Here is a 24,835-nt window from a genome sequence, read left to right as displayed (position 1 = left end):
GGATCGACCTGGACGTCCCAGTCGAGCTGGTCCAGGACGTCTCGCTGGAGGTCGATACCGGGCGCGACCTCGATGAGGACGAGGCCGGTGGGGCGCAGTGTGAACACGGCACGTTCGGTGACGTACAGGACGCGCTGCCCGCGACGCGCGCCCTCGATGCCCGAGTAGGTCACCTGCTCGACGTCGCGGACGAACTTGCGGAACCGTCCCTCCTGCTCGATGTCGAGCCGTCCGTCGACCGGGCGAGCCGCGAGGCCGCCTGCGGTGAAGGTCCCGCAGAACACGACTGTGCCGGCGTTCTGCGAGATGTTGACGAACCCGCCGGTGCCGACGACCCGGCCACTGAACTTCGAGACGTTGACGTTGCCGTGGCGGTCGACCTGCGCGAACCCGAGGAACGCTATGTCGATGCCGCCGCCGTCGTAGAAGTCGAACTGCGACGGCTGGTCGACCATCGCCTGCGGGTTCGTCGCGACACCGAAGTCGATCCCTCGCGCAGGGATGCCGCCGATGATGCCCTGCTCGATCGTGCAGGTGAACCGCTGGATCCAGCCCTGCTCGGCGGCGACGGAGGCCACACCGTCAGCGATGCCCACCCCGAGGTTGACGACGTCACCCGTGGCGACCTCGCGGAGCGCCCGGCGGGCGACGACCTTGCGCTGATCGAACGGCATCGGCGGGATTGCCGAGGGCAGCACACGCGTCTCACCGCTCAGGGCGGGGTCGTACTCGACCGAGTCCAGCTGGCGCTGCTCGGGCACGACGACGACCACGTCGACGCAGATGCCCGGCACAAGCACATGCTTGGCGTCGATGGCGCCGCGTGCGACCTGGCGCTTCACCTGGGCGATGACGATCCCGCCGTTGTTGCGGGTCGCCTGCGCCATCGCGAGCATCTCGAGCTTGGCGGCCTCGTGCTCGAACGAGATGTTGCCGTCCTCGTCGGCCGCCGTGCCACGGATGAACGACACGTCCGGCGGGATCGGGCGGTAGTGCAGCCACTCCCTGCCGTCGATCTCGATCACGCTGACCAGATCCTCGACGGCGGCGTCGTTGAGCTTGCCGCCCTCCAGGCGCGGGTCGCAGAAGGTGCCGATGCCCACGTGGGTGATCACACCCGGACGCCCCGCGGCGACCTCGCGGAACATCTGGCTCATCACGCCCTGCGGAAAGTTGTACGCCTCGAGCTCGTTCGCGAGCGCGAGCTCACCCATCCCGGGGGCATTGCCCCAGTTGCCGGCCACGACGCGGCGCGCGAGCCCGCGATGCGCGAGGTGACCGAGCCCTGAGCCCTGCCGGTCACCGATGCCTGTCGCGTGCAGGAGCGTCAGGTCACGTGGATGTCCGTTCTCCTGGTACGCGCGCCCGAGCGCCTCCAGCAGCGCCCCCGGCTCGAGCAGGCCGCCGCCGGAGCCACCGATCGCGAGTGTCTGTCCGTCCTGGATCAGGGCGACCGCCTCGTCCGCCGACAGCACGACAGACGCAGCCGAGCGGGGCTGAGCGGCCGAGGTGGCCGGCGTCGTGACGGCGATCATGACATCACCCCGCCGCCGTTGACGTGGACGACCTGGCCATGGATGTACGAGGCCCCCGTGGACGCCAGGAACACCACGGCGGGCGCGACCTCGTTGGCCGTCCCGAAGCGCTGCGCCACCAGGTCGCGGCTACGAACTTCGCGGTATTCGTCGGTGGCGATATCGGCGATCAAGGCAGTCTCGATCGGGCCAGGGGCGACGGCGTTCACCCGGATCTCGGGGCCGAGCTCACGAGCCATCGCGTGCGTCAGGCCGACGACTCCACCCTTCGCCGCGCTATAGGCAGCGTGGTCGCGCGCGCCGCGGTACGCGAGTTGGCTGGCCACGTTGACAATCGCACCTGAGCCCTGCCGCTGCATCACGCGCACCGCCGCGCGGGAGGCGATGAACGTTCCGGTGAGGTCGATGTCGATCGTGCGCTGCCACTCGGGGAGCGAGGTCTCGGCGAACGGCGAGCTCGAGAGGTAGCCGGCATTGTTCACCAGCACGTCCAGGCGGCCGGTCTGCTTCATGACATCCTCGAATGCGCGCTCGGTCTCGCGCTCGTCGGTGAGGTCGAATTCTGCGGCGACCGCGGTCACTCCCGCGCGTTGCAGCGCCGCGACCCGCTCGGCGGCGTCGGCACCCTGCCGGACGTGGTGCACCACAACGGTGGCCCCCGCGTCGGCGAAACCGTCCACGATCGCCGAACCCAGCCCACCGAGCGCACCGGTCACCATCACGACGGCGCCATCGAGGCCGGTCATCGCGCTCACCTCGTCGCCGCCTTGGCGCGGCGCCCGTCGAGGAACGCCTGCTTGCGTGCGTGCGAGGCCTGCGACACGGCGCTGAGCCCGGCGATCGCCGGCTCGGTCGGGCTGTCGGAGACGAGCCCGACCATCACCATCTTTGCGTGCCGCGCGCTCGCGGCGTCCGTGGTCAGCACAGCCGCGACCCCACGTTCGACGGCCGCGTCGACCTCGGCCGGCGGGTGCGCCTCGTGGACGATGCCGCGGCGCGCGGCCTCATCGCCGTCGACGATCTCCGCTGTCAGCACCATGCGTCGCACGACGGCGAGACTCGTCACGTCGCGCAGTCGCGCCATCCCGCCCCAGCCGGGGAGGTTGCCGAGCGTCAGCTCGGGCAGACCGAGCTTCGCGTCGACCGCCGCGATCCGCAGATCGCACGCGAGCGCGAGCTCGAGGCCGCCGCCCAGCGCCAGACCCTCGACGACGGCGATCGTCGGGACCGGCAGCGCGCTCAGCTCGGTCAGCGCGGTCCGCCCGCGGGCGGACCGGCTCTCGGCCGTGTCGGCGCTGACGTCGAACCACTCGGCGATGTCGGCGCCGGCGCTGAAGACACCTTGCGACCCTCGCACGCAGATCACACGCACCTGCTGTGCGAGTTCGTGCGCGCGGTCACGCACCTCGAGAAGCATCTCCGTGGTCATCGCATTGCGCTTCTGTGGTCGATCGAGCACGACGTGCCCGACCTCGCCGTCTGCGAACGATCGGATCAGATTCGTCACCGTGCTACTCCTTCCAGTCCCCGTCCGATACCTAAACGTTTTCCGACTGCGGCAGAACGCCGCTCCTGCATCTGCGCCTCACGATCTCAGCAGCCGCAGGTGTGGCGCGCGATGAAGCGCGCCGGCAGGGTGTGTTGCTCCGCCTCGAGCACATCAGCGCCGCCATCGGCCCATCGCCGCTCGATGCGCTCCAGCAGTCGCCGGGCCGCTTGGCGCCCGGTGTCCCGCGTGTCGGCGTCGACGCTGGACAGGTGCACGCCGGGCATGTCCGCCACCCAGATGTTGTCGAACCCCACCACCGCCAGGTCGCCGGGCACGCCGAGCCCTCGACGCTCGGCGGCGCGCAGCACCCCGAGCGCCACGCGGTCGTTGGCGGCGAAGATCGCCGTGGGCGGCTCCGCGGAGTCGAGCAGAGCGCCCGCCGCGGCCTCGCCCGCGTCCACGCTGGCCTCGGAGACGAGGGAGATGGTCGCCGTCGTGGCGTCGAGGCCTGCCTCGTCGCAGCCGCGGCGAAAGCCCTCGGCACGCATCGAGAAGCTCGTGACGTTCTGCGGTCCCGCCACGTGCGCGATCCGCCGATGGCCGTGACCGGCCAGGTGCCGGACGACCTCCATCGCGCCACCGACGTTGTCGCCCACGAAGGCGTCGACGTTGAGATCGGCCGAGACGCGGCTCGCGAGCACGACGTCGATGCCCGAGCGCAACGCCTTGGCGACCTCGGGGCTCTCGCTCGTGAGGGAGGCCAGAAGCATGCCTTCGACCTGGCGCTGGCGCATCGATTGGACCACCTCGGCCTGCGCCTTCGGATCATCCGCCGTGCTGGCGACGACCATCGTGAAGTCGGTCGCGCCGATCACGTCGTCCACCCCAGCGATGAGCTGCGCGTAGAACGGGTTGTCGAAGCTGGCGATGACGACGCCGATGGCACGGCTGCGGCGACTGACGAGCCCACGAGCTGTCGCGCTCGGCTCGTAGTCGAGCTGCAGGATCGCCTCCGCGATCCGCTGCTTCGTCGCATCCGCAATGTAGTAGTCGCCCTTGTTGAAGTACTTCGAGACGGTTGCGATCGATACGCCGGCTTTGGCTGCAACGTCCCGAATCGTCGCCCTACGCTCCGTAGGAAAACGGTTAGACATGGGGCAACTTAACCAACGGATCGCCATCACGTCAACTCGTCGCAGTGGCGCCGAACGCGCAGAGACTGTCACCCAAGCTCGGCGAAAGCGCGGTCCCTGTTCGGCAGGGGTAGGACAGGGTGGGGTGGTTTAGCGGACGCTGTCCACGCCCAGATTCGCGAGCTCGTCGGCGCGTTCGTTGCCGGGGTCGCCGGCGTGGCCCTTCACCCAGATCCACGTGACGTCGTGGCGCTCCACCTGTGCCTCGAGCTCGCGCCACAGGTCGGCGTTCTTGACCGGTTTCTTGTCGGCGGTGCGCCAGCCGTTGCGCTTCCAGCCGTGGATCCACTTCTGCATGCCGTTCATCACGTACGAGGAGTCGACGTGCAGCTGCACCGGGCAGGGCCGCTTCAGCGCACGGAGACCCTCGATGACGGCGGTCAGCTCCATGCGGTTGTTCGTGGTGGCCGCCTCGCCGCCGAACAGCTCCTGGGTGTGCTCGCCGGAGCGCATGAGCACTCCCCACCCCCCGACGCCGGGGTTGCCCTTGCAGGCGCCGTCGGTCCACATCTGGACCTGATCGGGCGGCGTGCTGGCAGAGTCCTGACTCACGCGGTGGCGAGGGTGGCGGTGATGGCGGAGGTGAAGAATCGCAGCCCGTCGAGGCTCGGACCGAACCCCGACTCGATCGCGTGCTCGGGGTGCGGCATCAGCCCCACCACGTTGCCGCGGGCGTTGGTGATGCCTGCGATGTCGCGGCGCGACCCGTTGGGGTTGCCGCCTGAGTACCGGAACACGACCCGCCCCTCGCCCTCGAGCTCGTCGAGGGTGCGCTCGTCGGCGATGAACTGGCCGTCCTGGTTCTTCAGCGGGATGACGATGTCCTCGCCGGCACCGAACTGGTGGGTCCAGGCGGTGTCGGCGTTCTCGACCCGCAACTTCTGGTCCGTGCACACGAAGTGAAGGTGGTCGTTCTTGATCATCGCTCCGGCCAGCAGGTGCGACTCACAGAGGATCTGGAAGCCGTTGCAGATGCCGAGCACCGGCAGCCCGCCGTTCGCGGCGTCCACGACCGTGCTCATCACCGGTGCGAAGCGGGAGATCGCCCCGGCACGCAGGTAGTCGCCGTAGGAGAACCCGCCGGGAAGCACCACGGCGTCGACACCGGCGAGGTCCTCGTCGGCGTGCCACAGCCGCACCGGTTCCGCGCCTGCGAGCCGGACGGCGCGCGCGGCGTCCCGGTCGTCGAGCGACCCGGGGAAGGTGACCACCCCGACCCGGGCGGTCATTCGGGGTCCCCGCAGAGTTGTTCGGAGGAGCGCAGCGGAGGAGAAGAACTCTGTGGCGTGATCACGCCGACTCCTCCAGCACGTGCACCGAGACGACCTCTTCGATGACCGGGTTGCTCAGTACCTCGGCGGCGGCTGTGCGGGCCTGCTCGAGGATCTCCTCGGTGACCTCGCCCTCGACCTCCAGCTCGAAGCGGCGCCCCTGCCGCACCGAGGTGAACGCCGTGAATCCCAGGCGCGGCAGCGCACCCGCCACCGCTTTGCCCTGGGGATCCAGGATCTCCGGCTTGGGCATGACCTCGACGATCACTCGTGCCACGGACGCACTCCTCGACTCGCGTTCTCCGACCAGCCCGCAGCCTATCGGCGCGCGAGCACGTCAAGCATCTCAGTCCACCGCGTGACCCAGCGGCCTCGTGCTCTCGCGGAGCACGAGGGAGGGCTCGGGCATGACGAGACGTGGGCCGCCGACCTCGTCCCCCGCGAGCTGAGCGAGCAGCATCGCGCAGACGGCGTCGGCCATCTCGTCGTTCCCGGGTTCGATCGTGGACATCGAAGGCACCGTGAACCGCCCGCTCGGCAGGTTGTCGAAGCCCACCACGGCGACATCCTCGGGAACCGCGAGCCCCGCATCCGCGACGGCGCGCAACGCCCCGACCGCAGCCGAGTCGGCCAGCGCGAACACACCGTCGATCTCGACACCGCCGCGAATCAGCCGGGTCACGGCCTCGTGCGCGCTCGCGGCGTCGAGGTAGCAATGCACCACGAGCTCGGGATCCACGCTGACGCCGTGGGCCTCGTGCGCCTCGCGATACCCCTTCACGCGCAGCTCACCCACCGACTCCTGATCGCCGTCACGCCCGCCGAGGGCCACGATCCGCCGCGAGCCGCCTGCCAGCAGGTGCGCCGTGGCCAGCCGGGCGCCGCCCACGTTGTCCATGTGCACGTGGGGGTAGCGGCTCGCGAACGCCCGCTCGCCAACGAGCACCACCGGCTTGTCCGGCTGCAGACGGTCGAGGTCGTCCACGTCACCGGCCGCGACCGAGAGCACCACGGCGTCATAGGTGTCCATGTGGGCGGTGGCCAGGGTGTCGAGCTCGGCGTCCAGGTGGCCATGGGTGCCCTCGACAGCAAGTCGCAACCCGTGCGAGCGCAGCCGGCGCGCGAGCCGGTCCGCGAGCTGCCCGTAGTACTCCGCGGCGAGGTCCGGCACCGCGAGCCCGATCACCCCGGTGCGGCCACGGCGCAGCGAGCGGGCCGTCGTGTTGACGCGGTAGCCGAGGTCGGCGATCACGCCCAGCACGCGATCGCGGGTGGCGTCGCTGACCCGTGCCGACCGGCCGTTGATGACGTTGGAGACGGTCATGGTGGAGACACCGGCGGTCCGTGCGACATCGTGCATCGTCACGTTCCGGCTTCGGCCGCCCTGCTCCGCGCCCGCCATCGGTGGCTCCTCAGCCGAACCGGCGGCCGGTGATGCGCTCGTAGGCCTCGACGTAGCGGGCGCGGGTGCGCTCGACCACGTCCTCGGGCAGCGGGGGTGGCGGCGTGTCGCTGCTGCGGTCCCAACCCGACGCCGGAGAGGTCAGCCAGTCCCGCACGTACTGCTTGTCGAAACTCGGCTGGGCGTGCCCCGGCTCCCAGGACTCGGCCGGCCAGTACCGGGAGGAGTCCGGTGTCAGCACCTCGTCGCCGAGCACGATCTCGTCGGTGCCGGGAACGCGACCGAACTCGAACTTGGTGTCGGCGAGGATCACGCCGCGTTCGGAGGCGATCTCGGCAGCGCGCGTGTACAGCTCGAGCGTGAGGTCACGCAGTCGCGTGGCAGTGTCCTCACCGACATCGGCCGCTGCCTTCTCGAAGGTGACGTTCTCGTCGTGCTCGCCGAGGTCCGCCTTGCGGGCGGGGGTGAAGATCGGCCGCGGCAGCTTCGACCCGTCCACGAGCCCCTCGGGCAGTGGCACGCCGCACACCGCACCGTTCTCGTTGTACTCGACCAGGCCGGAGCCGGTCAGGTAGCCGCGCGCCACGCACTCGATCGGGTACATGTCCAGGCGCCGGCAGATCATCGCCCGGCCGGCCACGGCGGCGGGCACCTCGGTCGAGATCACGTGGTGGGTCACATCGAGGGTCTCGAACCACCACAGGCTCAGCGCGGTGAGCACCGCGCCCTTGTCCGGGATCGGCGTGCTGATCACGTGGTCGTAGGCGCTGATCCGGTCGCTCGCGACCACGAGCACCTGCTCGCCGCCGCTCTCCGGCTCGTACAAGTCACGCACCTTGCCGGAGTAGACGTGGGTCCATCCGGGGAGCTCAGCAGCAGCCATACCCCGCATCCTTCCAGCACCGGCAGCCCTGCGCGCACCAGCCTGCCGCTGTGACCGGCCACGTGCCGCCGAGTGCGAGAGTGGGCGCCGACGGCGAGCCGTGCACCCACGCCCACAACGGGTCACCCTCGCCCTCAGCGGATAGCCTGCGTGCCATGCAGGTGGGCGGGCCGGAGCCGGACGGGGAGCTGCTCGCTGCCCTCCGGCAGGCGCTGCTCGAGGTCGGCCAGGGAGCACCCGTCGAGGCGGAGTGGTCGCAGGCCGGGACGCAGCACAGCGGCCGCGCGTACCTGATCACGGATACCGGTCCGCAACGCATCGGCCTGCCCGATGCCGCCGTGGCCGCGTTCGCCGCCCTCCGCACCCAGATGACCGCGCCCGGGATCGGCGCATGGCTCTCCGCGCGCGTGCGCGTGGCAGCCGACGAGGACACCTCGTTCCAGCCCAACTACCACCAGCGGCCCGCCTGGAACTCCCCCACCACCTCGATGCTCGACGAGCCGCAGGAGCCACGCGTACCCGACGAGCACCGCTGGCTCGTCGACCTGCGACGGCACCCCCGAGATCGGGCGCACATCCCCACCTGGCTGGCCCCGGACGCCGTCGAGGGCGAGGCAGCCGCCGAGCTCCGTACGGCACTGGACGGGGCCGGGGTGGCGAGGGCCGCCGTCGTTCTCCCCGGCGACAACCCGGCTCACGCTTTCGAGGGGCACCTCGAAGTGGTGCGGTACTCCCCCGCGCACTTCGCACTGCGCGTGACCGACTACGGGCAGCACCACCTGCTCGGGGAGTACCGCAGCGAACGGGAGGCATGCCTGGGCCTGTGGCAGTACCTGATGGCGCCGATGCCACAGCCGATCCGCGTGCCGCAGGCCGAGCTCGCCGCTCGCGCCCAGGGTGCACAACGCGCGTACCAGGACCTGCACGGCCGACTGCTCAACGTCGGCCTCGGGGGCCTGATCACGAACCTGGCCGTGGGGGTCCCGTACGACCGGTTCGGCGGCGTCGACGGTCTCTACTTCTTCGGCTGGGGCACGCCGTGGGAGCAGCGCTCGCTGCCGCCGGGCGCGAACGCCCCAGGCGCGCAGATCGTCTCGTTCGTCGCGCTGCGCGCTGTCGAGGTGCAGGCCGAGATCGTGCCGCCGTGGTTCGGGCAACCGGGCGGCGGCATCCGGTTCCACGTGGAGGGTGGCCGTGCGATGCGCGACCTGGTGCGCGAGCAGGCGCTCGCGGTGGTGCAGGTCGACCGATGACGGACCTCTCGTGTTGGATCACCCTGTGACCACATCCGACGACGCCGACCTCACCCGCTTCCTCACCACCTTCGGCAAGCTCGCGGATTCGGCGAACCAGTTCGCCAATCGCGACCGCCTCGGCGACAAGCAGCGCCTCGCCGACCGGCTCGCCGAGCACCTCGGTAGCGACCCGACAGTCCTCCCGGTGCTCACCGAGGAGGTCAGCCCGTTCCGTTTCGCCGACGTGGACCTCGCGCTCGAGCACGTGCTGGAGGAGGCCGGCGGTGGCGACCTGATCGGCGTGGGCGGTGGCGAGCAGCGTTGGCACACCAGCCTGTCGGAGATGCTCAACGCCAGCTACATCGACGTCCCGGTCGGGCCCGTCGACTACGAGAAGGTCGCCACGGGGCCGGACACCGAGCGCTCCGCGGTCGCGTTCGGGCTCTATCTGTTCCGATGGAACGACGACGGCGGAGCTCACCCGGTCGCGGTCCTCACCCGGGGTAGTCGGGCCCAGTACGGGGCGACCCCGCGGCTCGAGGTGCTCGCGGCGCAGGATGGTGTCGCCGCGGCCCTGCTCGGCCGGATCCGCGAGCTGATGAACGTGCACAGCGTGCTGCGCGGGCAGATCGTCACGTTCGGCGGATCCGAGTTCGAGGCCACGCTCGGCATCCCGAGTCAGGGGCAGGTGACGTTCCAGCCGAGGCCGGCGATCCCGGCGGAGGACATCGTGCTGCCCGCCGGCACGCTGACCAAGGTGGAACGACACGTGCTCGGCATCGGCGCGCACCGCGAGGCGCTCGCACGGGCCGGGCAGCACCTCAAGCGCGGCGTGCTGCTCTATGGCCCGCCTGGAACCGGGAAGACCCTCACGGTGCGCCACCTGCTCGGGATGTCCGAGAACACCACCGTGATCATGCTGACCGGGATGGCGCTGCAGCTGATCTCGCTGGCCACGCAGACGGCGCGTGCGCTGCAGCCCGCGATCGTGGTGCTCGAGGACTGCGACCTCGTGGCCGAGCAGCGCGACCAGTTCGGTTCCTCGCCGCTGCTGTTCGAGGTGCTCGACGCGCTCGACGGCCTCGCCGCCGACTCCGACGTCACGTTCCTGCTCACCACCAACCGGGTCGACGTGCTGGAGCCCGCGCTCGCGCAACGGCCGGGTCGGGTGGACCTGGCCGTGGAGATCCCGCGCCCCGACCGGGCTGCACGCCGGCTGCTGCTGTCGCTCTACGGGCGCGACCTGCCGTTCTCCGCTGATGTGCTCGACGAGGTCGCCCGCGACTCCGACGGCACCACCGCCTCGTTCGCCAAGGAGCTGGTGCGGCGCGCTGTGCTGCTCGCGGCCGTCGAGGAAGCCGATCTCGACGATGACCACCTCCGCGCCGCGCTCGCGGAGATGATGACCGACTCCTCCACGATCACGCGCGCCCTCCTCGGTGGCGGCGAGTGGCCCACGACTGGCGGCGGGTACGCCTGAGGCGAGTCCCGCCGTCAACCATCACTCAGGTTGCAGTTCCGTAACGCTCCCGGAACCCGCCCGCCGCGGTGCGGAGGGTTGTAGGTTGCCAAGCGGGGCCCAACTGCGGCTCCTTCCCTATTTCGGGACAACGACGAAGGAGTCGGAATGCGAGGAGCGAAGAAGCGACTGCTGGCGCTCGCGGTCACCGCGACCGCAGGGGCGCTACTCCTGACCGGGTGCCTGCAGAACCCGAACCAAGGAGGGGGCGGCGCCGGCGGCGGGGGCGACAGCGTGGCCGACAACGCCGAGCGTGACGGCGACGGCGTGGTCACCATCCTCGGCGCCTTTGGCGGCCAGGAGCAGGCCGGTTTCGAGGCCTCCCTGGCCGCGTTTGAAGCCGAGTCCGGTATCGACGTCCAGTACAGCTCGGATCAGGACTTCACCAACACGATCCAGCTCCGCACCAACTCGGGACAACAGCCCGACATCGCGATCTTCCCGCAGCCCGGCGGGCTGCTCGGGCTGGCCGAGCAGGGCTACATCCAGCCGATCGACACCTACCTCGACTACGAGGCACTGGACCGCACGCTCGTGCCGGGCTTCCTCGACTCAGCCAGGATGAACGGGCGCGTCTACGGCGCCCCGATGCGGATGGCGGTGAAGTCGATCGTCTGGTACCCGCTCGAGGCGTACACCGCGGGCGGCTACAACACGGAACCCGCGAATCTCGACGAACTGGCCGACGTCGCTACCGAGATCCGCGACGACGGCATCGCCCCGTGGTGCATGGGCTGGGGCTCCGACCAGGCCACCGGCTGGGTCGGCACCGACTGGATCGAGGAGTACATGCTGCGCCTGTGGGGGCCGGACGTGTACGACCAATGGACCGCGCACGAGATCCCCTTCAACGACGAGCGAGTCGTGGCCGCGTTCGACGCCTACGCCGAGATCCTCGACATCGACGGCAACGTGCTCGGCGGCAACTCGGCGGTGCTGTCCACGGCCTTCAGCGACGCGATGCTCCCGGCCTTCGAGGACCCGCCGCAGTGCCTGCTGGAGCGTCAGGGCAACTTCGTCACCGGGTTCCTACCGGAGGACGTCCAGGCGGATCTCGACAACCAGGTGGGTCTGTTCGTGTTCCCCCCGGCGGCCGATTCCGAGTACAGCGGTCAGCCGATCCTCGGCGGCGGTGACCTTGCCGCACTGATGAACGGCAACGACGAGGAAGCCATCGCGGTGATGGAGTTCCTCACGTCCGACGCGTTCGGCGGCGAGTGGGCCTCGGCCGGAGGATGGCTCTCACCCCACACGACCTTCGACACGAGCCTGTACCCGGACGAGGCCACGCGGAAGACCGCAGAGATCGTCGCCAACGCCGACGTATTCCGCTACGACGGCTCGGACCTCATGCCCAACGCCGTCGGCGGTGGCAGCTTCTGGACCGGCATGGTCGAGTGGTTGCGCGGCGACAAGACTGCCGAACAGGTGACCACGGACATCGAGAACGGCTGGCCGGCCTCCGGGGAGGAGGACGAGTCATGACCGCTCTCGCCGAGGCCCCGGCTCCCGAGGTGAGACGGGGCGGATCGCCTGCCCGACCGCTGCGGATGCTCGTGGGGATCGTCGGGGTGTGCGTGGTCGCGTGGCTGGCGGCGAACGTGTTCCTCTCGCTCGCCTATCACCCGGAGTGGTACCTCTACAACCGGGTGCTGATGGCGGTCGTGGGCATGATCGCGGGGCTGGGCGGCTCAGCGCTGCTGTTCTACTTCGTGAACGTGGTCATCGAGTCGTTGCCGCAACGCGCGTCGCAGGGCCTGATCCCGTACGCGTTCGTGCTGCCGGCGTTCGCCTTGATCGGGTTGATGCTCATCTACCCGACGGTGCAGACGATCAACTACAGCTTCGCGAACAACGACAGCACGAGATACGTCGGCTTCGACAACTACGTCTCGATCTTCCAGGACCAGAACTTCTGGCTGGCGCTGAGCAACAACGCGTTGTGGCTGCTGATCGTGCCGGCGGTCACCGTGGCCGTCGGCATCGCGGTGGCCCTGTTCCCGGATCGGCTGTCGGCGCGGGGCGAGAAGGCCTCCAAGAGCCTGATCTTCCTGCCGATGGCGGTCTCGTTCGTGGGCGCCTCGACGATCTGGGGCGTGCTGATCTACAACGCCAACCCCCGGGTCGGGCTGCTCAACGCGATCCTCGGGACCACGGTCGACTGGATCCAGGAGGACACCGGGCGGCTCAACTCGCTGCTGATGATGGTGATCCTCATCTGGATGCAATCCGGGTTCGCGATGGTGCTGCTCTCCGGCGCGATCAAAGGCGTACCGGACGAGACCCTGGAGGCAGCACGCCTCGACGGCGCGAGCGAGCCGCAGGTGTTCTTCCAGGTGATCATCCCGCAGATCAAAGGCACGATCATCACGGTCTTCATCACGGTCGTGATCCTCGTGCTGAAGGTCTTCGACATCATCTACGTGCTCACGAACGGCAATTACGGCACGAACGTGATCGCCTTGATGTTCTTCCAGGAGCTGTTCACTCAGGGCCGCGCCGGCCGCGCCTCCGCGATCGTGGTGATCCTGCTGATCCTGGTGACGCCGATCCTCATCTACCAAGTGCGCCACTACCGGAAGGAGCAGGGCCAGTGACCGTCGTCTCCGACGCGCCGCGCGTCGCCAAGAAGTCGAAGCGGCAGCCCTCCTACATGAGGGATGGTCGGCCCCGCAGCTGGACCTCCATCATCGTGATGGTGATCCTCGCGATCCTGTGGTCGATCCCGACCCTCGGGCTCCTCGTGAGCTCGTTCCGCAGCCGAGACGCCGTGGCCTCCACCGGCTGGTGGACCGCACTGTTCAACCCGTTCGAGCAGGGCTGGACGCTGGACAACTACTCCGGCGTGCTCTCCGGCTCGAACATGGGCATGGGATTCCTCAACACCCTGGTGGTGTCGGTGCCTGCGACGATCCTGCCGATCATGTTCGCAGCATTCGCTGCCTACGCCTTCACGTTCATGAGCTTCCCCGGCAAGGAGGTCCTGTTCGTCATCATCGTCGGCGTGATGGTGGTCCCGATCCAGGTGGCACTCCAGCCGATGCTCTACCTGCTCGGCCCCTACGGGATCGGCATCTCGGGCCAGTTCGTGGCCATCTGGTTGCTGCACACCGGGTTCGGCATGCCGCTGTGCCTGTACACGCTGCGCAACTACATGTCGACGCTGCCGTACTCGGTCGTCGAGTCCGCCAAGATCGATGGCGCCAGCCACTATCAGACGTTCTGGCGGCTGGTCGCCCCGATGTCGATGCCGGCGATCGCCGCGTTCGCGACCCTGCAGTTCCTGTGGGTCTGGAACGACCTACTGATCGCGAAGCTGTTCCTGCTGCCCGCGAACTCGACGGTGATCGTGCAGCTGCAACAGCTGCTGGGCACCCAGGGCCAAGGTGCTGAGCTGCTCACCGCAGGTGCGTTCATCTCGATGGCGCTGCCCATCCTGGTGTTCATCTTCCTGCAACGCTTCTTCGTCCGCGGCCTGACCTCAGGCGCCGTGAAGGGCTGACCTCCCACCCCAACCCCCAACCCGATTTCACGGCCGAAACGACACTCGCAGGCGTGACGTTTCGTCAGTGAAATCGGGGCTTGGAGGGTGGGCGCGCGGCGAGATCGGGGGTCAGGCGCGCGGCTCCCAGTCGGACGCGCGCGGCTCGGAGCGGCGCAGGGGGCGTCGGCTGAGCGCGTCCGCGCCGGCGAGGAGGTCGGCCCGGACGCGCTCGACGTCGTGGTCCACCCCGGCGCCGGCGCTCCAATAGCGCTCGGCGGTGTGGTGGCGACGATCGTCCCGGTGCAGCAGCAGGATGAGAAGGGCGATGACGGCGGTGGCGATCACGATGTCCATGTCAGCCATCATGCGCCCGCATCATTTCTGCCACGAGTGGCAGACAGGACATTGCGCGCATGATTCCTGCCAACTATCCTGACGCGATGCCCCTGCGCCGCGTGGCAGCCCTGCTGCTGGAGCCGATGTCGGTCTTCGAGTACGCCGTGGCCGCCGAGGTGTTCGGTCTCGATCGCACCGACGACGGCGTGCCGGCGTTCGAGTTCATCACCGCCGGACCCGCGCCCGGGGAGCCGGTCGCGCTCAACACCGGCGGGGCCATCGTGCCCACCCACCGCTGGTCCGACGTCCTCGACGCCGACCTCGTGGTGCTGCCAGCCTCCGAGATCCTGGAGGAGTACCCGGGTGAGCTGCTCGAGGTGATCCGCGAGGCCCACGCGCGAGGCGCCACGGTGCTGACGATCTGCTCCGGCGCGTTCACGCTCGCGGCCACCGGATTGCTCGACGGCAAGCGCGCCACCACGCACTGGCGCTACCTCGACCTCCTCGCACGGCGGTACCCGGAGGTCGACGTGACGATCGACGTGCTGTACGTCGACAACGGCTCGCTCATCACCGGGGCCGGGACGAGCGCGGGCATCGACGCGTGCCTGCACCTCGTGCGGCGCGAGCTCGGTGCCGGCGTGGCCAACGCGATCGCCCGCCGCATGGTGGTTCCGCCACAGCGCGACGGCGGCCAGCGGCAGTACGTCCGTACCCCCGTGCCCGAGTGCACCGCTGACAGTCTGCAGCCGGTGCTGCTGCACGTCCTCGACAACCTGCATGAGCCGCACTCGGTCACCTCGCTCGCCCAGCGAGCCGTGATGTCGGAGCGCACGTTCGCGCGCCGCTTCAGCGCCGAGACCGGCACCACCCCGCACCGCTGGCTGCTGCAGCAACGGGTACTCCGGGCGCGGGAGCTGCTGGAGCGTTCCGACGCCTCGGTCGAGCAGGTGGCGGCCGACGTGGGGTTCTCCTCGGCCGCCCTGCTGCGCTCGCACTTCCAGACGATCGTCGGCACGTCGCCGCAGCGCTACCGCCGCGCCTTCTCGACCACCTGAGCAAACAGCTCGCCCTCGTTGTCACCTTCGGGCGAGACTGGGCCGATGCTGACCTGGAGCACCCTCACGCCCGAGTCGGTCCCGCAGTGGACCGAGCTGACCAATCTGCTGGCCACGGTCGACGACACCGACGAGTTCTACGACGCCGAGGACCTCGCCGAGGAGCTGGTCGAGCACGGCTTCGACGCCGAGCGGGATTCGTGGGCGGCCTGGGACGGCGAGCAGATGGTCGCCTTCGGCCAGCTCCGGGTCTCGCTCCAGCTGACCGCCGAGGGCGATGCTCGCGCCGATCTCACCGGCGGCGTCCACCCCGAGTGGCGCGGCCGCGGCATCGGTACCGAGCTGCTGGCGCGGATGGAGCCGCGCGCGGTCGAGCTCGCGACCGAACGCCATCCCGGGGCACCGATCCTGCTGCGCGCCTCCGGCGGCAAGGAGGGCAGCGACGCCTGGCCACTGCTCACCGACCGCGGCTACGCACCCGCCCGCTACTTCACCGACATGAAGCGAGACCTCCCGGGCGAGGCGACCTCCGCCGTCGACGATCCCCGGATCCGACCCTTCACGCCCGAGTTGTCCGAGCCGCTCCGGCTCGCCCACAACGACGCGTTCGCCACCCATTGGGGCTCCACCCCGCAGACCCCTGAACGATGGGCCGACACGATCGGCGCCCGATCGTTCCGAGCCGCCGAGTCCCGCGTGCTGATGGACGACGACGGAGCGGTCCTCGCGTACGTGCTGTGCGGTGAGTGGGTGGCCAGGGAGCTGTACATCAGCCTGGTCGGGACGGTCCAGGCTGCGCGTGGCCAGGGTTTGGCTCGGCAGGTGCTGCTGGCCACGGTCGCTGACGCCGCCGCGAGCGGGACGTACGACGTGGTGGAGCTCGGCGTCGACTCCGCCAACCCGACCGGGGCGGGCAACCTCTACGCCTCGGTCGGCTTCACCCCGATTCGCACCCAGGCCACCTTCACCAAGCGCCGTACCCGCTGACCGAATCAGCAGTGAAATCGGGTGGGCGACAAATCGGCAGTGAAGTCGGCTCAGCGGCCGGCGGCGATGACGGTGCGGTGGTGGGAGCCGGGGAGGTCGATCTTCTCGATACCCGCGTAAGCGGCAATGCGCGCCGCCTCGATGTCCGCACCGGTCGCGGTCACCGACAGCACGCGGCCGCCGGCGGAGACCAGGGCGCCGGCGTCGTCGATCGACGTGCCGGCGTGCAGCACGTGCACGCCCTCGAGGGACTCGGCGTCCTCGATCCCCGTGATGGCGTCTCCCTTGCGGGGTAGCTCGGGGTAGCCGTTGGCGGAGATCACCACGGTCACGGCGGCGTCGTCGGACCAGCGCAGCGGCGGCAGGTCGGCCAGATCTCCGGTCGCGGCGGCGTGCAGCGCCGTCGCGAGCGAGGACTGCAGCCGAGCGAGCACCACCTGCGTCTCCGGGTCGCCGAAACGGGCGTTGAACTCCACGACTCGCAGCCCGCGCGAGGTCAGTGCCAGCCCGCAGTACAGCAGCCCCACGAACGGGGTGCCACGGCGCGCAAGCTCGCGCACCGTGGGCAGTGCGACGCGCTCGACGACGTCGTCGACGAGCCCGTCGGGCGCCCAGTCCAGTGGCGAGTAGGCGCCCATCCCACCCGTGTTGGGACCGGCGTCGCCGTCGCGGAGCCGCTTGAAGTCCTGGGCCGCTGCGAGCGGGACCACCCGTTCGCCGTCGGCCAGGCAGAACAGGGAGATCTCGGGACCGTCGAGGTACTCCTCGATCACCACCTCGGCGTGGTCGAGGCACCCCTTGGCGTGGGCGAGCGCGGCCTGCCGGTCCTCGGTGACGACCACGCCCTTGCCGGCGGCCAGTCCATCGTCCTTGACCACGTACGGGGCACCGAACGCATCCAGCGCGGCCTCGACCTCGGCGAGCGTGGTGCAGACGTGCGCCATCGCGGTCGGCACCGCGGCAGCCGCCATGATCTCCTTGGCGAACGCCTTGGACCCCTCGAGTCTCGCCGCGCTGCCGTCGGGCCCGAACACCGGGATACCGGCCGCACGCACCGCGTCGGCCACCCCGGCCACGAGCGGTGCCTCCGGCCCGACGACCACGAGGTCGGCCTCGATCCGCTGCGCGAGCGCGGCGACGGCGGCAGGGTCGTCGGCGTCGACCGGGGTGTTCTCGGTCTTCTCCAGCCGTGCCGTGCCGGGGTTGCCAGGTGCGACGGTCACGGCGGAGCTCGCCGGGTCGAGCGCGAGTGCGCGGGCCAGGGCGTGCTCGCGCGCGCCGGAACCGATGAGGAGGATCTTCACGGGCCCTGACCCTACCGAGTTCACGCCCCTCGACCGGGCAGCCGCTATGACCGCGGCGGCGGGCCGGTGCGATCCAGCAGCCCGTCCTCCGCGATCGTCTGCGAGACCTCTTCCACGATCCGGTCGCGCCTGAGCTTGCGCTGCGCACGCAGCATCGACGCACGCTCGCCGCGGAACTGCCGTATCAGCGACACGCACATGAACACCATGATCACGCTGAACGGCAACGCCACGGCGATCGCGACACCGCGCAGCGCCGCGAGTCCACCCGCAACCACCAGGGCGATGGCCACCACCCCTTCGAGAACGCCCCACAACACACGGCTCCAGGTCGGGGGTTCCGGGTCACCGCCGGACGCGAGCATGTCGATGACCAGTGACCCCGAGTCGGAGGAGGTCACGAAGAAGAGCACGATCAGGACGATCGCGGCCACCGAGATCACGGTGCCGCCGGGCAGCTCTTTCAGTAGCTGGAACAGCGAGGTGTTCTCATTGACGACCGCTCCGTCCGGTCCCTGTTCGATGAAGCTGTCCACCTCGTCCGGGTCGGCGAACAGCTCGCGGTGCAGAGCCGATCCGCCGAGAACCGTGAACCACAGGAATGAGAAGAGGGTGGGAACGGCAAGGACGCCGACCACGAACTCCCGCACCGTGCGTCCCCGCGAGATCCGGGCGATGAAGATGCCCACGAAGGGTGCCCACGAGATCCACCAGCCCCAGTAGAACGCCGTCCACCACCCCTGCCACTCCACGCCCTGGTCCCCGGCGAACGCCGAGGTGTCGAAGCTCATCCGGATGAACTCCGAGAGGTAGCCACCGAATCCCTCGACGTACTCGCGCAGCAGGAACATCGTGGGCCCGGCGATCATGACGAACAGCAACAGTCCGATCGCCATCCCCATGTTGATGTTCGAGAGATACTTCATCCCGCGCTTCACACCGGAGACCACCGAGAACAGCGCGAGCGCGGTGATGGCACCGATGAGCACGATCATCAGCATGTTGGTGGGGCTCGAGATGATCTCGAGATATTCGAGGCCACCGGCGATCTGGGCGACGCCGAGCCCGAGCGACGTGGCCACACCGAACAGGGTGCCGACGATCGCGACGACGTCGATGGCGTTGCCCAACCAGCCGTCGGTGCGCTTGCCGAGCACCGCCTCGAGGGACCACCGGATCGAGACCGGCCGGCGCCGCACGTGGATCGCGTACGCGATCGCGAGCCCCACCACCACGTAGATCGCCCACGGGTGCAGCCCCCAGTGCAGGAACGTGAGCACCAGCGCGTCCTCGGCGCCGGCGACGTCGGCTGCCGCGACGCCCGAGGACCGGTTCGGGATGCCGGCGAAGTGGTGCAGCGGCTCGGCCACTCCCCAGAACACCAGCCCGATGCCCATCCCGGCGGCGAACAGCATCGCGAGCCAGGAGCCGATCGAGAACTCGGCTTTCTCGCCCTCGCTTCCGAGCACGATGTCGCCGTAGTGGCTCACGCCCATCCAGACGGCGAAGACCACGAATCCGGTGACCAGCAGGATGTAGTACCAGCCGAACCCGCTCACGATGGCGCCCGGCAAGGCCTCGATGACGCCGTGCACGGCTGGCCCGCCGAAGATCACCACCACGACGAACGACAGGATCACCGCCAGCGCCGGCCAGAACACACCGGGGTGGATCGAGGTGTACCAGGGGCCCCGTTGTCGCGCGCTGTGCTCCTCCTCGAGCACCGCCTCGTCCTCCGGCTCCGGTGCTTCTCGCTGCACCTCGATGGTCATCGGCTACCTCCGTGGTCGGTGACCGAACGATCTCGCGCCGCCCGGCGTGCCCCACCAACCTAGGGCATGTCTCCAAACCCCGGATTGAGGAGACATGCCCTAGCGGCCCGCCGGCTACGCCGCCCCGTAGACGCGTTCGACGTCGATCGTGAGCACCAGCCGCCCCTGCTCGACCATCGCCTCGCGGTACTCGTCCCAGTCCGGGTGGTCCTCGCCGCGTGCGTCGCGGTAGAGGCTCACGAGCGCCTCGGCGGCGTCGTCGTCCGTGCGCCTGGTGACCTCACTGAGTCGACCTGTGCCCTCGACCACCGCGTACCCCCACCCCTGCGGACGCACATGCAGGCTCACGCGCGGGTCGCGCCGGATGTTCTTGGTCTTGGCGCGGCTGTCGGTGATCGAGATCCGGATCGTACGCGCCTCGCGATCGAGCACGTACGTCACGTCGGACAGCTGCGGCCTCCCGTCCCGCTTGAGCGTGGCGAGGGCGCCGAGGTTGGAGCCGGCGACGATGTCGAGCAGGGTGCCTTCCGTGGTGGTCATGTTCTGCCGAACCCCGCCCGACGGCGGAGCATTCCCGGGGAACATGGCCTCGCCTGCTGGTGTTGGTCGGGTCATGAAGATCGATTTCTGGGCCGACGTGGTGTGCCCGTGGTGCTACATCGGCAAGCGGCGTCTGGAGCAGGCCCTCGAGCAGTTCGACCACGCCGAGGAGGTCGAGGTCACGTTCCGCTCCTTCGAGCTCGATCCGAACGCGCCCCGCGAGGGCACCGAGACCGTGGTCGAGATGCTCGGTCAGCGATACGGCGGCGGCACGGAGGCCGGGCTGCAGATGATCGACCAGGTCGGTCAGGTGGCCGCTGGTGTGGGCCTTGCGCTCGACCAGTCGCGCACCCTGCACCGCAACAGTCACGACGCCCACCGGCTGCTCCACCTCGCGCGCGCCGAGGGCGGCGTCCGCGCCCAGGGCGACCTGAAGGAGCGGCTGTTCGCGGCGTACTTCGTCGAGGGGCGAGACATCGCCGACCCGAGTGTGCTGACCGAACTGGGCTCCGCCGTCGGGCTCGATCGGGCACGGATCGAGACCCTCCTCGCAAGCGAGGAACTCGAGAACGAGGTGTCCGACGACGTCGCCCAGGCCCGCGCGTACGGCGCGACCGGCGTGCCGTTCGTGGTGGTCGACGACCGGTACGGGATCTCCGGGGCGCAGCCCACCGAGGTGTTCCTGCAGACGCTGGAGCGCGCCTGGTCCGAGCGTGAGCCCGCCGCCTAGCGTTCTCTGCCCGTGCGCCAGTGCAGGCCACCGAGGCGCATCTGACGTTCGTCGAGGTCGGTGGGGTTGGAGCGCTCGCCACCACCGTTGACCTCGGGACGCCGCGGCGTGGAGCGGTGGGAGGTGGCCCGCGTCGGAAGGCTGGTGGGCGCCTCGATCACGGGGATCTCGTCGGTCGAAGGGTTGCGCTCTTCCGGCGGGCGAGGCGCGAAGGTGCGTGCCGCGTCCTCCGGGAGCATGGTCAGCTCGTAGCGGCCGCGCTCGTCGGGCTCGAGCTGCGGCTGGATCCGCGGCGGGCGAGACCGGCTGATCGTCTCGGTTCGCGGCTCGCGGCCACCGACCACGGTGACCGGCGGCGCGTCCGGCGGGCGGTCCGGGCCCGGTGCCGCGCGTGCCGGCTCGGGGCGGTCGCGCTCGGGCTCCACCCGGCGCTCGGTCTCCTCGCGCGGGCGCACCCGCGGGGAAGCGGGCTCGAGATCGTCGCGGTCGGCGGCCTCGCGGACGGCGTCCTCGGTCAGCGGGATCCGGAAGTCCACCACGCGCCCGCCGGGGCGCGCGGTGGCCTCCACCACGTCGACACCCCACGCCGACTTCAGGCGCGGCAGCGCGCGCACGATCTCTTCTTGCGACATCCCCGCACGCACGGCCTCCAGCGAGAGGACGATGCCGCCGTCGTCAGGTCGGTGACGCAACCGAGGAACGAGGTCAGGTGCTGGGCGCGGCTGGTACCTGCGCCGTCGAGCCATCGACATCACGAGGCTCGGCCGACGCATGCCCTGCGAGACCACGAGACCGGCACGGCGCATGTCGTCCTGGTGCTCGCCGATGATGTCGCCGAGCTGGCGCAATCCGATGTCGAGGGTGCGGTAGCGGAACACCCAGTGCACCAGCACCGGAAGCCCGCCGAACGCGCCACGCATGATCGCGAGCACCCCAGCCACGACCGCGATGACCAGCATCACCAGCCCGAGGTCCGAGCTCCACCCGAACAGCCAGGCGAGCAGCACCGCGCCAGCGGCCACCAGCAGCCGGTTCCGGACCGCGGCAACACGGTGGGTCACGGCAACGCCTAGCTCTCGGTGAACAGCTCCGTGATGACTCCGCCGAGGGCGTCGAGCGCCTCCCGCACGGGACCGCCCAACGGGGTCAGCGCCAGCACGAACCCGAACACCACGCCGAGGAAGACCCCCAGGCCGGTCAGCTTCGAGCGCAGCGCGAGCACCATGCCGATGCCCAGCAGCAGGGCGACGACTCCAGTGGACATGACGTGGCTCCAGACAATCGGGGTCGACTCCACGCTAGCCGCCGGCGCGCGCGTAGCCGCGCACCGTGGGCGGCGTGTCCCCCGCCGCGCGTTTCAGGCGCGACTGACCGCGAGCCAGCCGCCGAGGCCGATCATCAGGACACCGCCGGTCCCCGTGACGGCGCGGCGGCGCCGTGGCGTGCGGGTGAGCACCTCGCGCAAGCGCGATGCCGCGACCACCCAGACACTGTCGGAGACCAGGCCGATGATCACCATCACGGCTCCGAGGACGAGCATCTGCACCTGCACCGGCGCGGCCGCGGGTGCCACGAACTGCGGCAGCAGGGCGGCGAACATCAGGTAGACCTTCGGGTTGCTCAAGCCCACCAGCAGGCCCTGCCGCCCTGCCTGCCACCCGGTCAGCAGCGCCTGCTCCTGTCCGGTGACCACGTCGGGGGAGAGTCCGTCCCGGTTCCGCAGCGCCTGCACACCGAGCCAGACCAGATACGCGGCACCCACGATCTTGAGCACCGTGAATGCGACCTGCGAGGACTGCACGATCGTGCCGAGCCCCAGCACCACCAGCACGAGCACAACTGCGCACGCCACGGCGTTTCCCAGCACGCTCGCGAGCGCGGCGGTGCGGCCGTGGGAGAGTGCGCGCCCGATCACGAACAGCACGCTCGGGCCGGGGATCAGGATGATGACCGTGGCCGCGAGGAAGAACGCGAGCATGCGGTCGGGGGCTGGCATCCGGTCAGGCTACGCCTGGCACGCGCGCGACCGCGAGTGCTTCAGCCGAGCAGGTCGTGCCGCACCACGGTGGCCTCACGGTCGGGCCCCACACCCACTGACGAGATCCGGGTGCCGCTCATCTCCTCGAGCGCCTCCACGTAGCGGCGGGCGTTGACCGGCAGGTCCTCCCAGGTGCGGGCCTCGGAGATGTCCTCCCACCAGCCGTCGAGCTGTTCGTAGATCGGGGTGGCCTTGGCGAACGCGGTCTGATCGATCGGCATCTCGTCGTGGCGCGTGCCGTCGACGTCGTACGCCACGCACACCGGGACCTTCTCGAACCCGGTGAGCACGTCGAGCTTGGTGAGCACCAGGTCGGTGAGCCCGTTGACGCGGCCGGCGTAGCGAGCGACCACGGCGTCGTACCAGCCGCACCGGCGCGGCCGCCCGGTGGTGACCCCGTACTCGCCGCCGGTCTTACGGAGCTGCTCACCGACGTCGTCGAGCAGCTCGGTGGGGAACGGGCCCTCGCCCACCCGAGTGGTGTAGGCCTTGATGACCCCGACCACGCGGTCGATGCGGGTCGGGCCGATCCCGGAACCGGTGGCCACGCCGCCCGCGGTCGCGGACGAGGAGGTGACGAACGGGTAGGTGCCGTGATCGACGTCGAGCATGGTCGCCTGGCCGGCTTCGAAGACCACGGTCTTGCCGTCGTCGAGGGCCCGATTGAGCACCAGCCCGGTGTCGGCGACCATCGGTGCGACTCGGTCGGCGAACGAGCGCAGCTCGGCGACGACCTCGTCGATGTCCGCGCTGCGCCGGTTGTAGATCTTCGTGAGGATCTGGTTCTTCTGCGTGAGCGCGCCCTCGACCTTGTCGTGGAGCACCTCCTCGTCGAAGAGGTCGGAGATCCGGATGCCCACGCGGTTCATCTTGTCCGCGTACGTGGGCCCGATGCCGCGGCCGGTGGTGCCGATCTGGCGCTTGCCGAGGAACCGCTCCGTGACCTTGTCGAGCGTGCGGTTGTAGGAAGGGATCACGTGCGCCGAGCTGGAGATCAGCAGCTTGGAGGTGTCCACGCCACGAGCGTTGAGGCCGTCGAGCTCCTCGAACAGCACCTCGAGGTCCACGACCACACCGTTGCCGATGATCGGCGTGCAGCCCGGCGACAGGATGCCGGAGGGCAGCAGGTGCAGCGCATACTTCTCGTCACCGACCACCACCGTGTGGCCCGCGTTGTTGCCGCCGTTGAACTTGACGACGTAATCCACGCGCGAACCGAGCTGGTCGGTCGCCTTCCCCTTGCCCTCGTCGCCCCACTGCGCCCCGAGCACCACTACTGCCGGCATGTCCTGCCTCTTTCATCGGCTGCTGTCCCGGGAGGACAGCCTATCGATTCCCCGCGCCGCGGCCCGCACGGCGCTCAGTCGCCAGGGCGAACCCAGCGCAGGGACGGAGTCCGTTGCCGATCAGCGCTGGCCAGCCCGATGCGTACGAGTTCGTTGACCGCCTAGCCCGGGCAGGTTCAGTCTTTCGAGGGCGGAGCGAGCTTGAGGGTCTCGCTCTCACCGCTGAGCACGTCGTCGGCAGCGGGGTCGCAGTCGTGCGCGAAGGTGCGGCACCGCACGGCCTCCTCGGTCTCGCCGATCGCCTCGGCCGCGGCGGCAAGAGCGAGCAGGCTGATGAGGAAGCCTTGGTTCGGCACGTGGGTGGCGGGGACCGGTCCGGCGCCGCGCCAGCCGGCCTTGCGGAGCGCGTCGAGGCCGCGGTGGTAGCCGGTACGGGCGAACGCGTACGCCGCCACCGGATCCTCGCCCTCGAGCGACTCGAGCGCGAGCCGCCCCCAGGCGTAGGAGGCGGCCGGGAACCGCGCTGCCACCTCGCGCAGCGTTGCCCCGCCCTCCAGCGCATCGCGGGCAGCGACATCGGGGTGGTCGTCCGGCAACAGGGTGGGCTCAGGCCCGAGCAGGTTCGTCACGCCTCCCAGTCTGCCCCGCCCAGCCGCCGCGGCCCGTTCACTGGAGCACCAGCCGCTCTCGCGAGCCGCGCCCCACCAGACACCGACGGCGTCCCGCACCAGGTGCGAGACGCCGTCGGGCAATCAGACCCGCTCAGCCCTTGT

The 24,835-nt window shown here is 69.9% G+C and carries 26 protein-coding genes; 8 read left to right on the top strand and 18 right to left on the bottom strand.

Features of this window, described 5'->3' with window-relative positions; translation table 11 throughout:
• The 9 genes from ACOJSN_RS01910 to ACOJSN_RS01870 form a co-directional block, all read right to left on the bottom strand.
• The coding region (locus tag ACOJSN_RS01910; RefSeq protein ID WP_420110817.1) for an acyl CoA:acetate/3-ketoacid CoA transferase at positions 1-1,535 on the bottom strand (1,535 nt) is incomplete at its 3' end.
• Positions 1,532-2,281: an SDR family NAD(P)-dependent oxidoreductase gene (locus tag ACOJSN_RS01905; protein ID WP_420110816.1), complete on the bottom strand. Its 750-nt coding sequence runs from the start codon at positions 2,279-2,281 to the stop codon at positions 1,532-1,534. The genes ACOJSN_RS01910 and ACOJSN_RS01905, both read right to left, overlap by 4 nt.
• 5 nt (positions 2,282-2,286) lie before the next feature.
• Positions 2,287-3,042, bottom strand: coding sequence for an enoyl-CoA hydratase/isomerase family protein (locus tag ACOJSN_RS01900; protein WP_420110815.1), 756 nt, complete (start codon positions 3,040-3,042; stop codon positions 2,287-2,289).
• An 86-nt stretch (positions 3,043-3,128) separates the two neighbouring features.
• Positions 3,129-4,178 (bottom strand): LacI family DNA-binding transcriptional regulator, encoded by a 1,050-nt coding sequence (locus ACOJSN_RS01895; RefSeq protein ID WP_420110814.1) that lies wholly within the window; start codon positions 4,176-4,178, stop codon positions 3,129-3,131.
• Positions 4,179-4,307: 129 nt separating this feature from the next.
• Positions 4,308-4,727: a ribonuclease HI gene (gene rnhA, locus ACOJSN_RS01890; protein WP_420110819.1), complete on the bottom strand. Its 420-nt coding sequence runs from the start codon at positions 4,725-4,727 to the stop codon at positions 4,308-4,310.
• A gap of 38 nt (positions 4,728-4,765) precedes the next feature.
• On the bottom strand, positions 4,766-5,446 hold the full coding sequence (gene purQ, locus ACOJSN_RS01885) for a phosphoribosylformylglycinamidine synthase subunit PurQ (RefSeq protein ID WP_420110813.1): 681 nt from the start codon (positions 5,444-5,446) through the stop codon (positions 4,766-4,768).
• Positions 5,447-5,507: 61 nt separating this feature from the next.
• A complete protein-coding gene (gene purS, locus ACOJSN_RS01880) occupies positions 5,508-5,765 on the bottom strand; it encodes a phosphoribosylformylglycinamidine synthase subunit PurS (protein WP_420110812.1) in 258 nt (85 codons plus the stop codon).
• A 69-nt stretch (positions 5,766-5,834) separates the two neighbouring features.
• Positions 5,835-6,890, bottom strand: coding sequence for a LacI family DNA-binding transcriptional regulator (locus tag ACOJSN_RS01875; protein WP_420110811.1), 1,056 nt, complete (start codon positions 6,888-6,890; stop codon positions 5,835-5,837).
• Between the two features lie 10 nt (positions 6,891-6,900).
• Complete coding sequence (locus ACOJSN_RS01870) at positions 6,901-7,773, bottom strand: phosphoribosylaminoimidazolesuccinocarboxamide synthase (RefSeq protein WP_420110810.1); 873 nt, start codon at positions 7,771-7,773, stop codon at positions 6,901-6,903.
• A 155-nt stretch (positions 7,774-7,928) separates the two neighbouring features.
• Here ACOJSN_RS01870 and ACOJSN_RS01865 point away from each other — a divergent pair, with 155 nt between their 5' ends.
• From ACOJSN_RS01865 to ACOJSN_RS01845, 5 genes are all read left to right on the top strand, one after another.
• Entirely contained in the window at positions 7,929-9,026 is a 1,098-nt protein-coding gene (locus ACOJSN_RS01865; RefSeq protein WP_420110809.1) for a TNT domain-containing protein, read from the top strand.
• A 25-nt stretch (positions 9,027-9,051) separates the two neighbouring features.
• Entirely contained in the window at positions 9,052-10,488 is a 1,437-nt protein-coding gene (locus ACOJSN_RS01860) for an AAA family ATPase (RefSeq protein ID WP_420110808.1), read from the top strand.
• A gap of 147 nt (positions 10,489-10,635) precedes the next feature.
• Positions 10,636-12,012, top strand: a complete 1,377-nt coding sequence (locus tag ACOJSN_RS01855; protein WP_420110807.1) for an ABC transporter substrate-binding protein — start codon at positions 10,636-10,638, stop codon at positions 12,010-12,012.
• Positions 12,009-13,124 carry a carbohydrate ABC transporter permease gene (locus ACOJSN_RS01850; protein ID WP_420110806.1) on the top strand — a complete coding sequence of 372 codons (1,116 nt, stop codon included), beginning with the start codon at positions 12,009-12,011 and terminating at the stop codon, positions 13,122-13,124. The genes ACOJSN_RS01855 and ACOJSN_RS01850 overlap by 4 nt, the downstream gene beginning before the upstream one ends.
• Before the next feature lie 56 nt (positions 13,125-13,180).
• Positions 13,181-14,029 (top strand): carbohydrate ABC transporter permease, encoded by an 849-nt coding sequence (locus tag ACOJSN_RS01845; RefSeq protein WP_420110818.1) that lies wholly within the window; start codon positions 13,181-13,183, stop codon positions 14,027-14,029.
• 111 nt (positions 14,030-14,140) lie between these two features.
• Here ACOJSN_RS01845 and ACOJSN_RS01840 read toward each other — a convergent pair whose 3' ends face one another.
• Positions 14,141-14,365, bottom strand: coding sequence for a hypothetical protein (locus tag ACOJSN_RS01840; RefSeq protein WP_420110805.1), 225 nt, complete (start codon positions 14,363-14,365; stop codon positions 14,141-14,143).
• An 86-nt stretch (positions 14,366-14,451) separates the two neighbouring features.
• On the opposite strand from ACOJSN_RS01840, the gene ACOJSN_RS01835 reads away from it, so the two are divergent.
• Both ACOJSN_RS01835 and ACOJSN_RS01830 read left to right on the top strand, forming a co-directional pair.
• On the top strand, positions 14,452-15,405 hold the full coding sequence (locus ACOJSN_RS01835) for a helix-turn-helix domain-containing protein (protein WP_420110804.1): 954 nt from the start codon (positions 14,452-14,454) through the stop codon (positions 15,403-15,405).
• A 45-nt stretch (positions 15,406-15,450) separates the two neighbouring features.
• A complete protein-coding gene (locus ACOJSN_RS01830) occupies positions 15,451-16,392 on the top strand; it encodes a GNAT family N-acetyltransferase (protein WP_420110803.1) in 942 nt (313 codons plus the stop codon).
• A gap of 50 nt (positions 16,393-16,442) precedes the next feature.
• Here ACOJSN_RS01830 and purD read toward each other — a convergent pair whose 3' ends face one another.
• From purD to ACOJSN_RS01815, 3 genes are all read right to left on the bottom strand, one after another.
• Positions 16,443-17,696, bottom strand: a complete 1,254-nt coding sequence (purD, locus tag ACOJSN_RS01825; RefSeq protein WP_420110802.1) for a phosphoribosylamine--glycine ligase — start codon at positions 17,694-17,696, stop codon at positions 16,443-16,445.
• A 44-nt stretch (positions 17,697-17,740) separates the two neighbouring features.
• The gene (locus tag ACOJSN_RS01820) at positions 17,741-19,468 is read right to left on the bottom strand and encodes a BCCT family transporter (protein WP_420110801.1); all 1,728 of its coding nucleotides are present in this window, start codon (positions 19,466-19,468) and stop codon (positions 17,741-17,743) included.
• A gap of 114 nt (positions 19,469-19,582) precedes the next feature.
• A complete protein-coding gene (locus ACOJSN_RS01815; RefSeq protein ID WP_420110800.1) occupies positions 19,583-20,008 on the bottom strand; it encodes a PPOX class F420-dependent oxidoreductase in 426 nt (141 codons plus the stop codon).
• Positions 20,009-20,081: 73 nt separating this feature from the next.
• Here ACOJSN_RS01815 and ACOJSN_RS01810 point away from each other — a divergent pair, with 73 nt between their 5' ends.
• Positions 20,082-20,738: a DsbA family oxidoreductase gene (locus tag ACOJSN_RS01810; RefSeq protein ID WP_420110799.1), complete on the top strand. Its 657-nt coding sequence runs from the start codon at positions 20,082-20,084 to the stop codon at positions 20,736-20,738.
• Here the strand turns inward: ACOJSN_RS01810 and ACOJSN_RS01805 are convergent.
• The 5 genes from ACOJSN_RS01805 to ACOJSN_RS01785 all read right to left on the bottom strand — a co-directional run bounded on the left by ACOJSN_RS01805 (position 20,735) and on the right by ACOJSN_RS01785 (position 24,691).
• Positions 20,735-21,799: a hypothetical protein gene (locus ACOJSN_RS01805; protein ID WP_420110798.1), complete on the bottom strand. Its 1,065-nt coding sequence runs from the start codon at positions 21,797-21,799 to the stop codon at positions 20,735-20,737. The two genes, ACOJSN_RS01810 and ACOJSN_RS01805, sit on opposite strands and share 4 nt — an antisense overlap.
• An 8-nt stretch (positions 21,800-21,807) precedes the next feature.
• Positions 21,808-22,002 carry a hypothetical protein gene (locus ACOJSN_RS01800; protein WP_420110797.1) on the bottom strand — a complete coding sequence of 65 codons (195 nt, stop codon included), beginning with the start codon at positions 22,000-22,002 and terminating at the stop codon, positions 21,808-21,810.
• A 93-nt stretch (positions 22,003-22,095) separates the two neighbouring features.
• On the bottom strand, positions 22,096-22,734 hold the full coding sequence (locus ACOJSN_RS01795; protein WP_420110796.1) for a LysE family translocator: 639 nt from the start codon (positions 22,732-22,734) through the stop codon (positions 22,096-22,098).
• Positions 22,735-22,775: 41 nt separating this feature from the next.
• The gene (locus ACOJSN_RS01790) at positions 22,776-24,062 is read right to left on the bottom strand and encodes an adenylosuccinate synthase (RefSeq protein WP_420110795.1); all 1,287 of its coding nucleotides are present in this window, start codon (positions 24,060-24,062) and stop codon (positions 22,776-22,778) included.
• Between the two features lie 176 nt (positions 24,063-24,238).
• Entirely contained in the window at positions 24,239-24,691 is a 453-nt protein-coding gene (locus ACOJSN_RS01785) for a DUF3151 domain-containing protein (protein WP_420110794.1), read from the bottom strand.
• Positions 24,692-24,835: the final 144 nt, after the last annotated feature.

Origin of the sequence: Pseudactinotalea sp. (genome assembly GCF_048594945.1) — a bacterium.
Classification (GTDB): Bacteria; Actinomycetota; Actinomycetes; order Actinomycetales; family Beutenbergiaceae; genus Pseudactinotalea.
The sequence above is the reverse complement of the archived record's forward strand: the minus strand, read 5'-3'. Positions and strand labels throughout refer to the sequence as shown.

Excerpts from the sequence above, each read along its gene's own strand:
- ACOJSN_RS01905 (WP_420110816.1), bottom strand. The coding sequence starts at position 2,281 with ATGACCGGCCTCGATGGCGCCGTCGTGATGGTGACCGGTGCGCTCGGT.
- ACOJSN_RS01895 (WP_420110814.1), bottom strand. The coding sequence starts at position 4,178 with ATGTCTAACCGTTTTCCTACGGAGCGTAGGGCGACGATTCGGGACGTT.
- rnhA (WP_420110819.1), bottom strand. The coding sequence starts at position 4,727 with ATGTGGACCGACGGCGCCTGCAAGGGCAACCCCGGCGTCGGGGGGTGG.
- purQ (WP_420110813.1), bottom strand. The coding sequence starts at position 5,446 with ATGACCGCCCGGGTCGGGGTGGTCACCTTCCCCGGGTCGCTCGACGAC.
- ACOJSN_RS01875 (WP_420110811.1), bottom strand. The coding sequence starts at position 6,890 with ATGGCGGGCGCGGAGCAGGGCGGCCGAAGCCGGAACGTGACGATGCAC.
- ACOJSN_RS01870 (WP_420110810.1), bottom strand. The coding sequence starts at position 7,773 with ATGGCTGCTGCTGAGCTCCCCGGATGGACCCACGTCTACTCCGGCAAG.
- ACOJSN_RS01865 (WP_420110809.1), top strand. The coding sequence starts at position 7,929 with ATGCAGGTGGGCGGGCCGGAGCCGGACGGGGAGCTGCTCGCTGCCCTC.
- ACOJSN_RS01855 (WP_420110807.1), top strand. The coding sequence starts at position 10,636 with ATGCGAGGAGCGAAGAAGCGACTGCTGGCGCTCGCGGTCACCGCGACC.
- ACOJSN_RS01850 (WP_420110806.1), top strand. The coding sequence starts at position 12,009 with ATGACCGCTCTCGCCGAGGCCCCGGCTCCCGAGGTGAGACGGGGCGGA.
- ACOJSN_RS01845 (WP_420110818.1), top strand. The coding sequence starts at position 13,181 with ATGAGGGATGGTCGGCCCCGCAGCTGGACCTCCATCATCGTGATGGTG.
- ACOJSN_RS01840 (WP_420110805.1), bottom strand. The coding sequence starts at position 14,365 with ATGGACATCGTGATCGCCACCGCCGTCATCGCCCTTCTCATCCTGCTG.
- ACOJSN_RS01835 (WP_420110804.1), top strand. The coding sequence starts at position 14,452 with ATGCCCCTGCGCCGCGTGGCAGCCCTGCTGCTGGAGCCGATGTCGGTC.
- ACOJSN_RS01830 (WP_420110803.1), top strand. The coding sequence starts at position 15,451 with ATGCTGACCTGGAGCACCCTCACGCCCGAGTCGGTCCCGCAGTGGACC.
- ACOJSN_RS01820 (WP_420110801.1), bottom strand. The coding sequence starts at position 19,468 with ATGACCATCGAGGTGCAGCGAGAAGCACCGGAGCCGGAGGACGAGGCG.
- ACOJSN_RS01815 (WP_420110800.1), bottom strand. The coding sequence starts at position 20,008 with ATGACCACCACGGAAGGCACCCTGCTCGACATCGTCGCCGGCTCCAAC.
- ACOJSN_RS01810 (WP_420110799.1), top strand. The coding sequence starts at position 20,082 with ATGAAGATCGATTTCTGGGCCGACGTGGTGTGCCCGTGGTGCTACATC.
- ACOJSN_RS01800 (WP_420110797.1), bottom strand. The coding sequence starts at position 22,002 with ATGTCCACTGGAGTCGTCGCCCTGCTGCTGGGCATCGGCATGGTGCTC.
- ACOJSN_RS01795 (WP_420110796.1), bottom strand. The coding sequence starts at position 22,734 with ATGCCAGCCCCCGACCGCATGCTCGCGTTCTTCCTCGCGGCCACGGTC.
- ACOJSN_RS01790 (WP_420110795.1), bottom strand. The coding sequence starts at position 24,062 with ATGCCGGCAGTAGTGGTGCTCGGGGCGCAGTGGGGCGACGAGGGCAAG.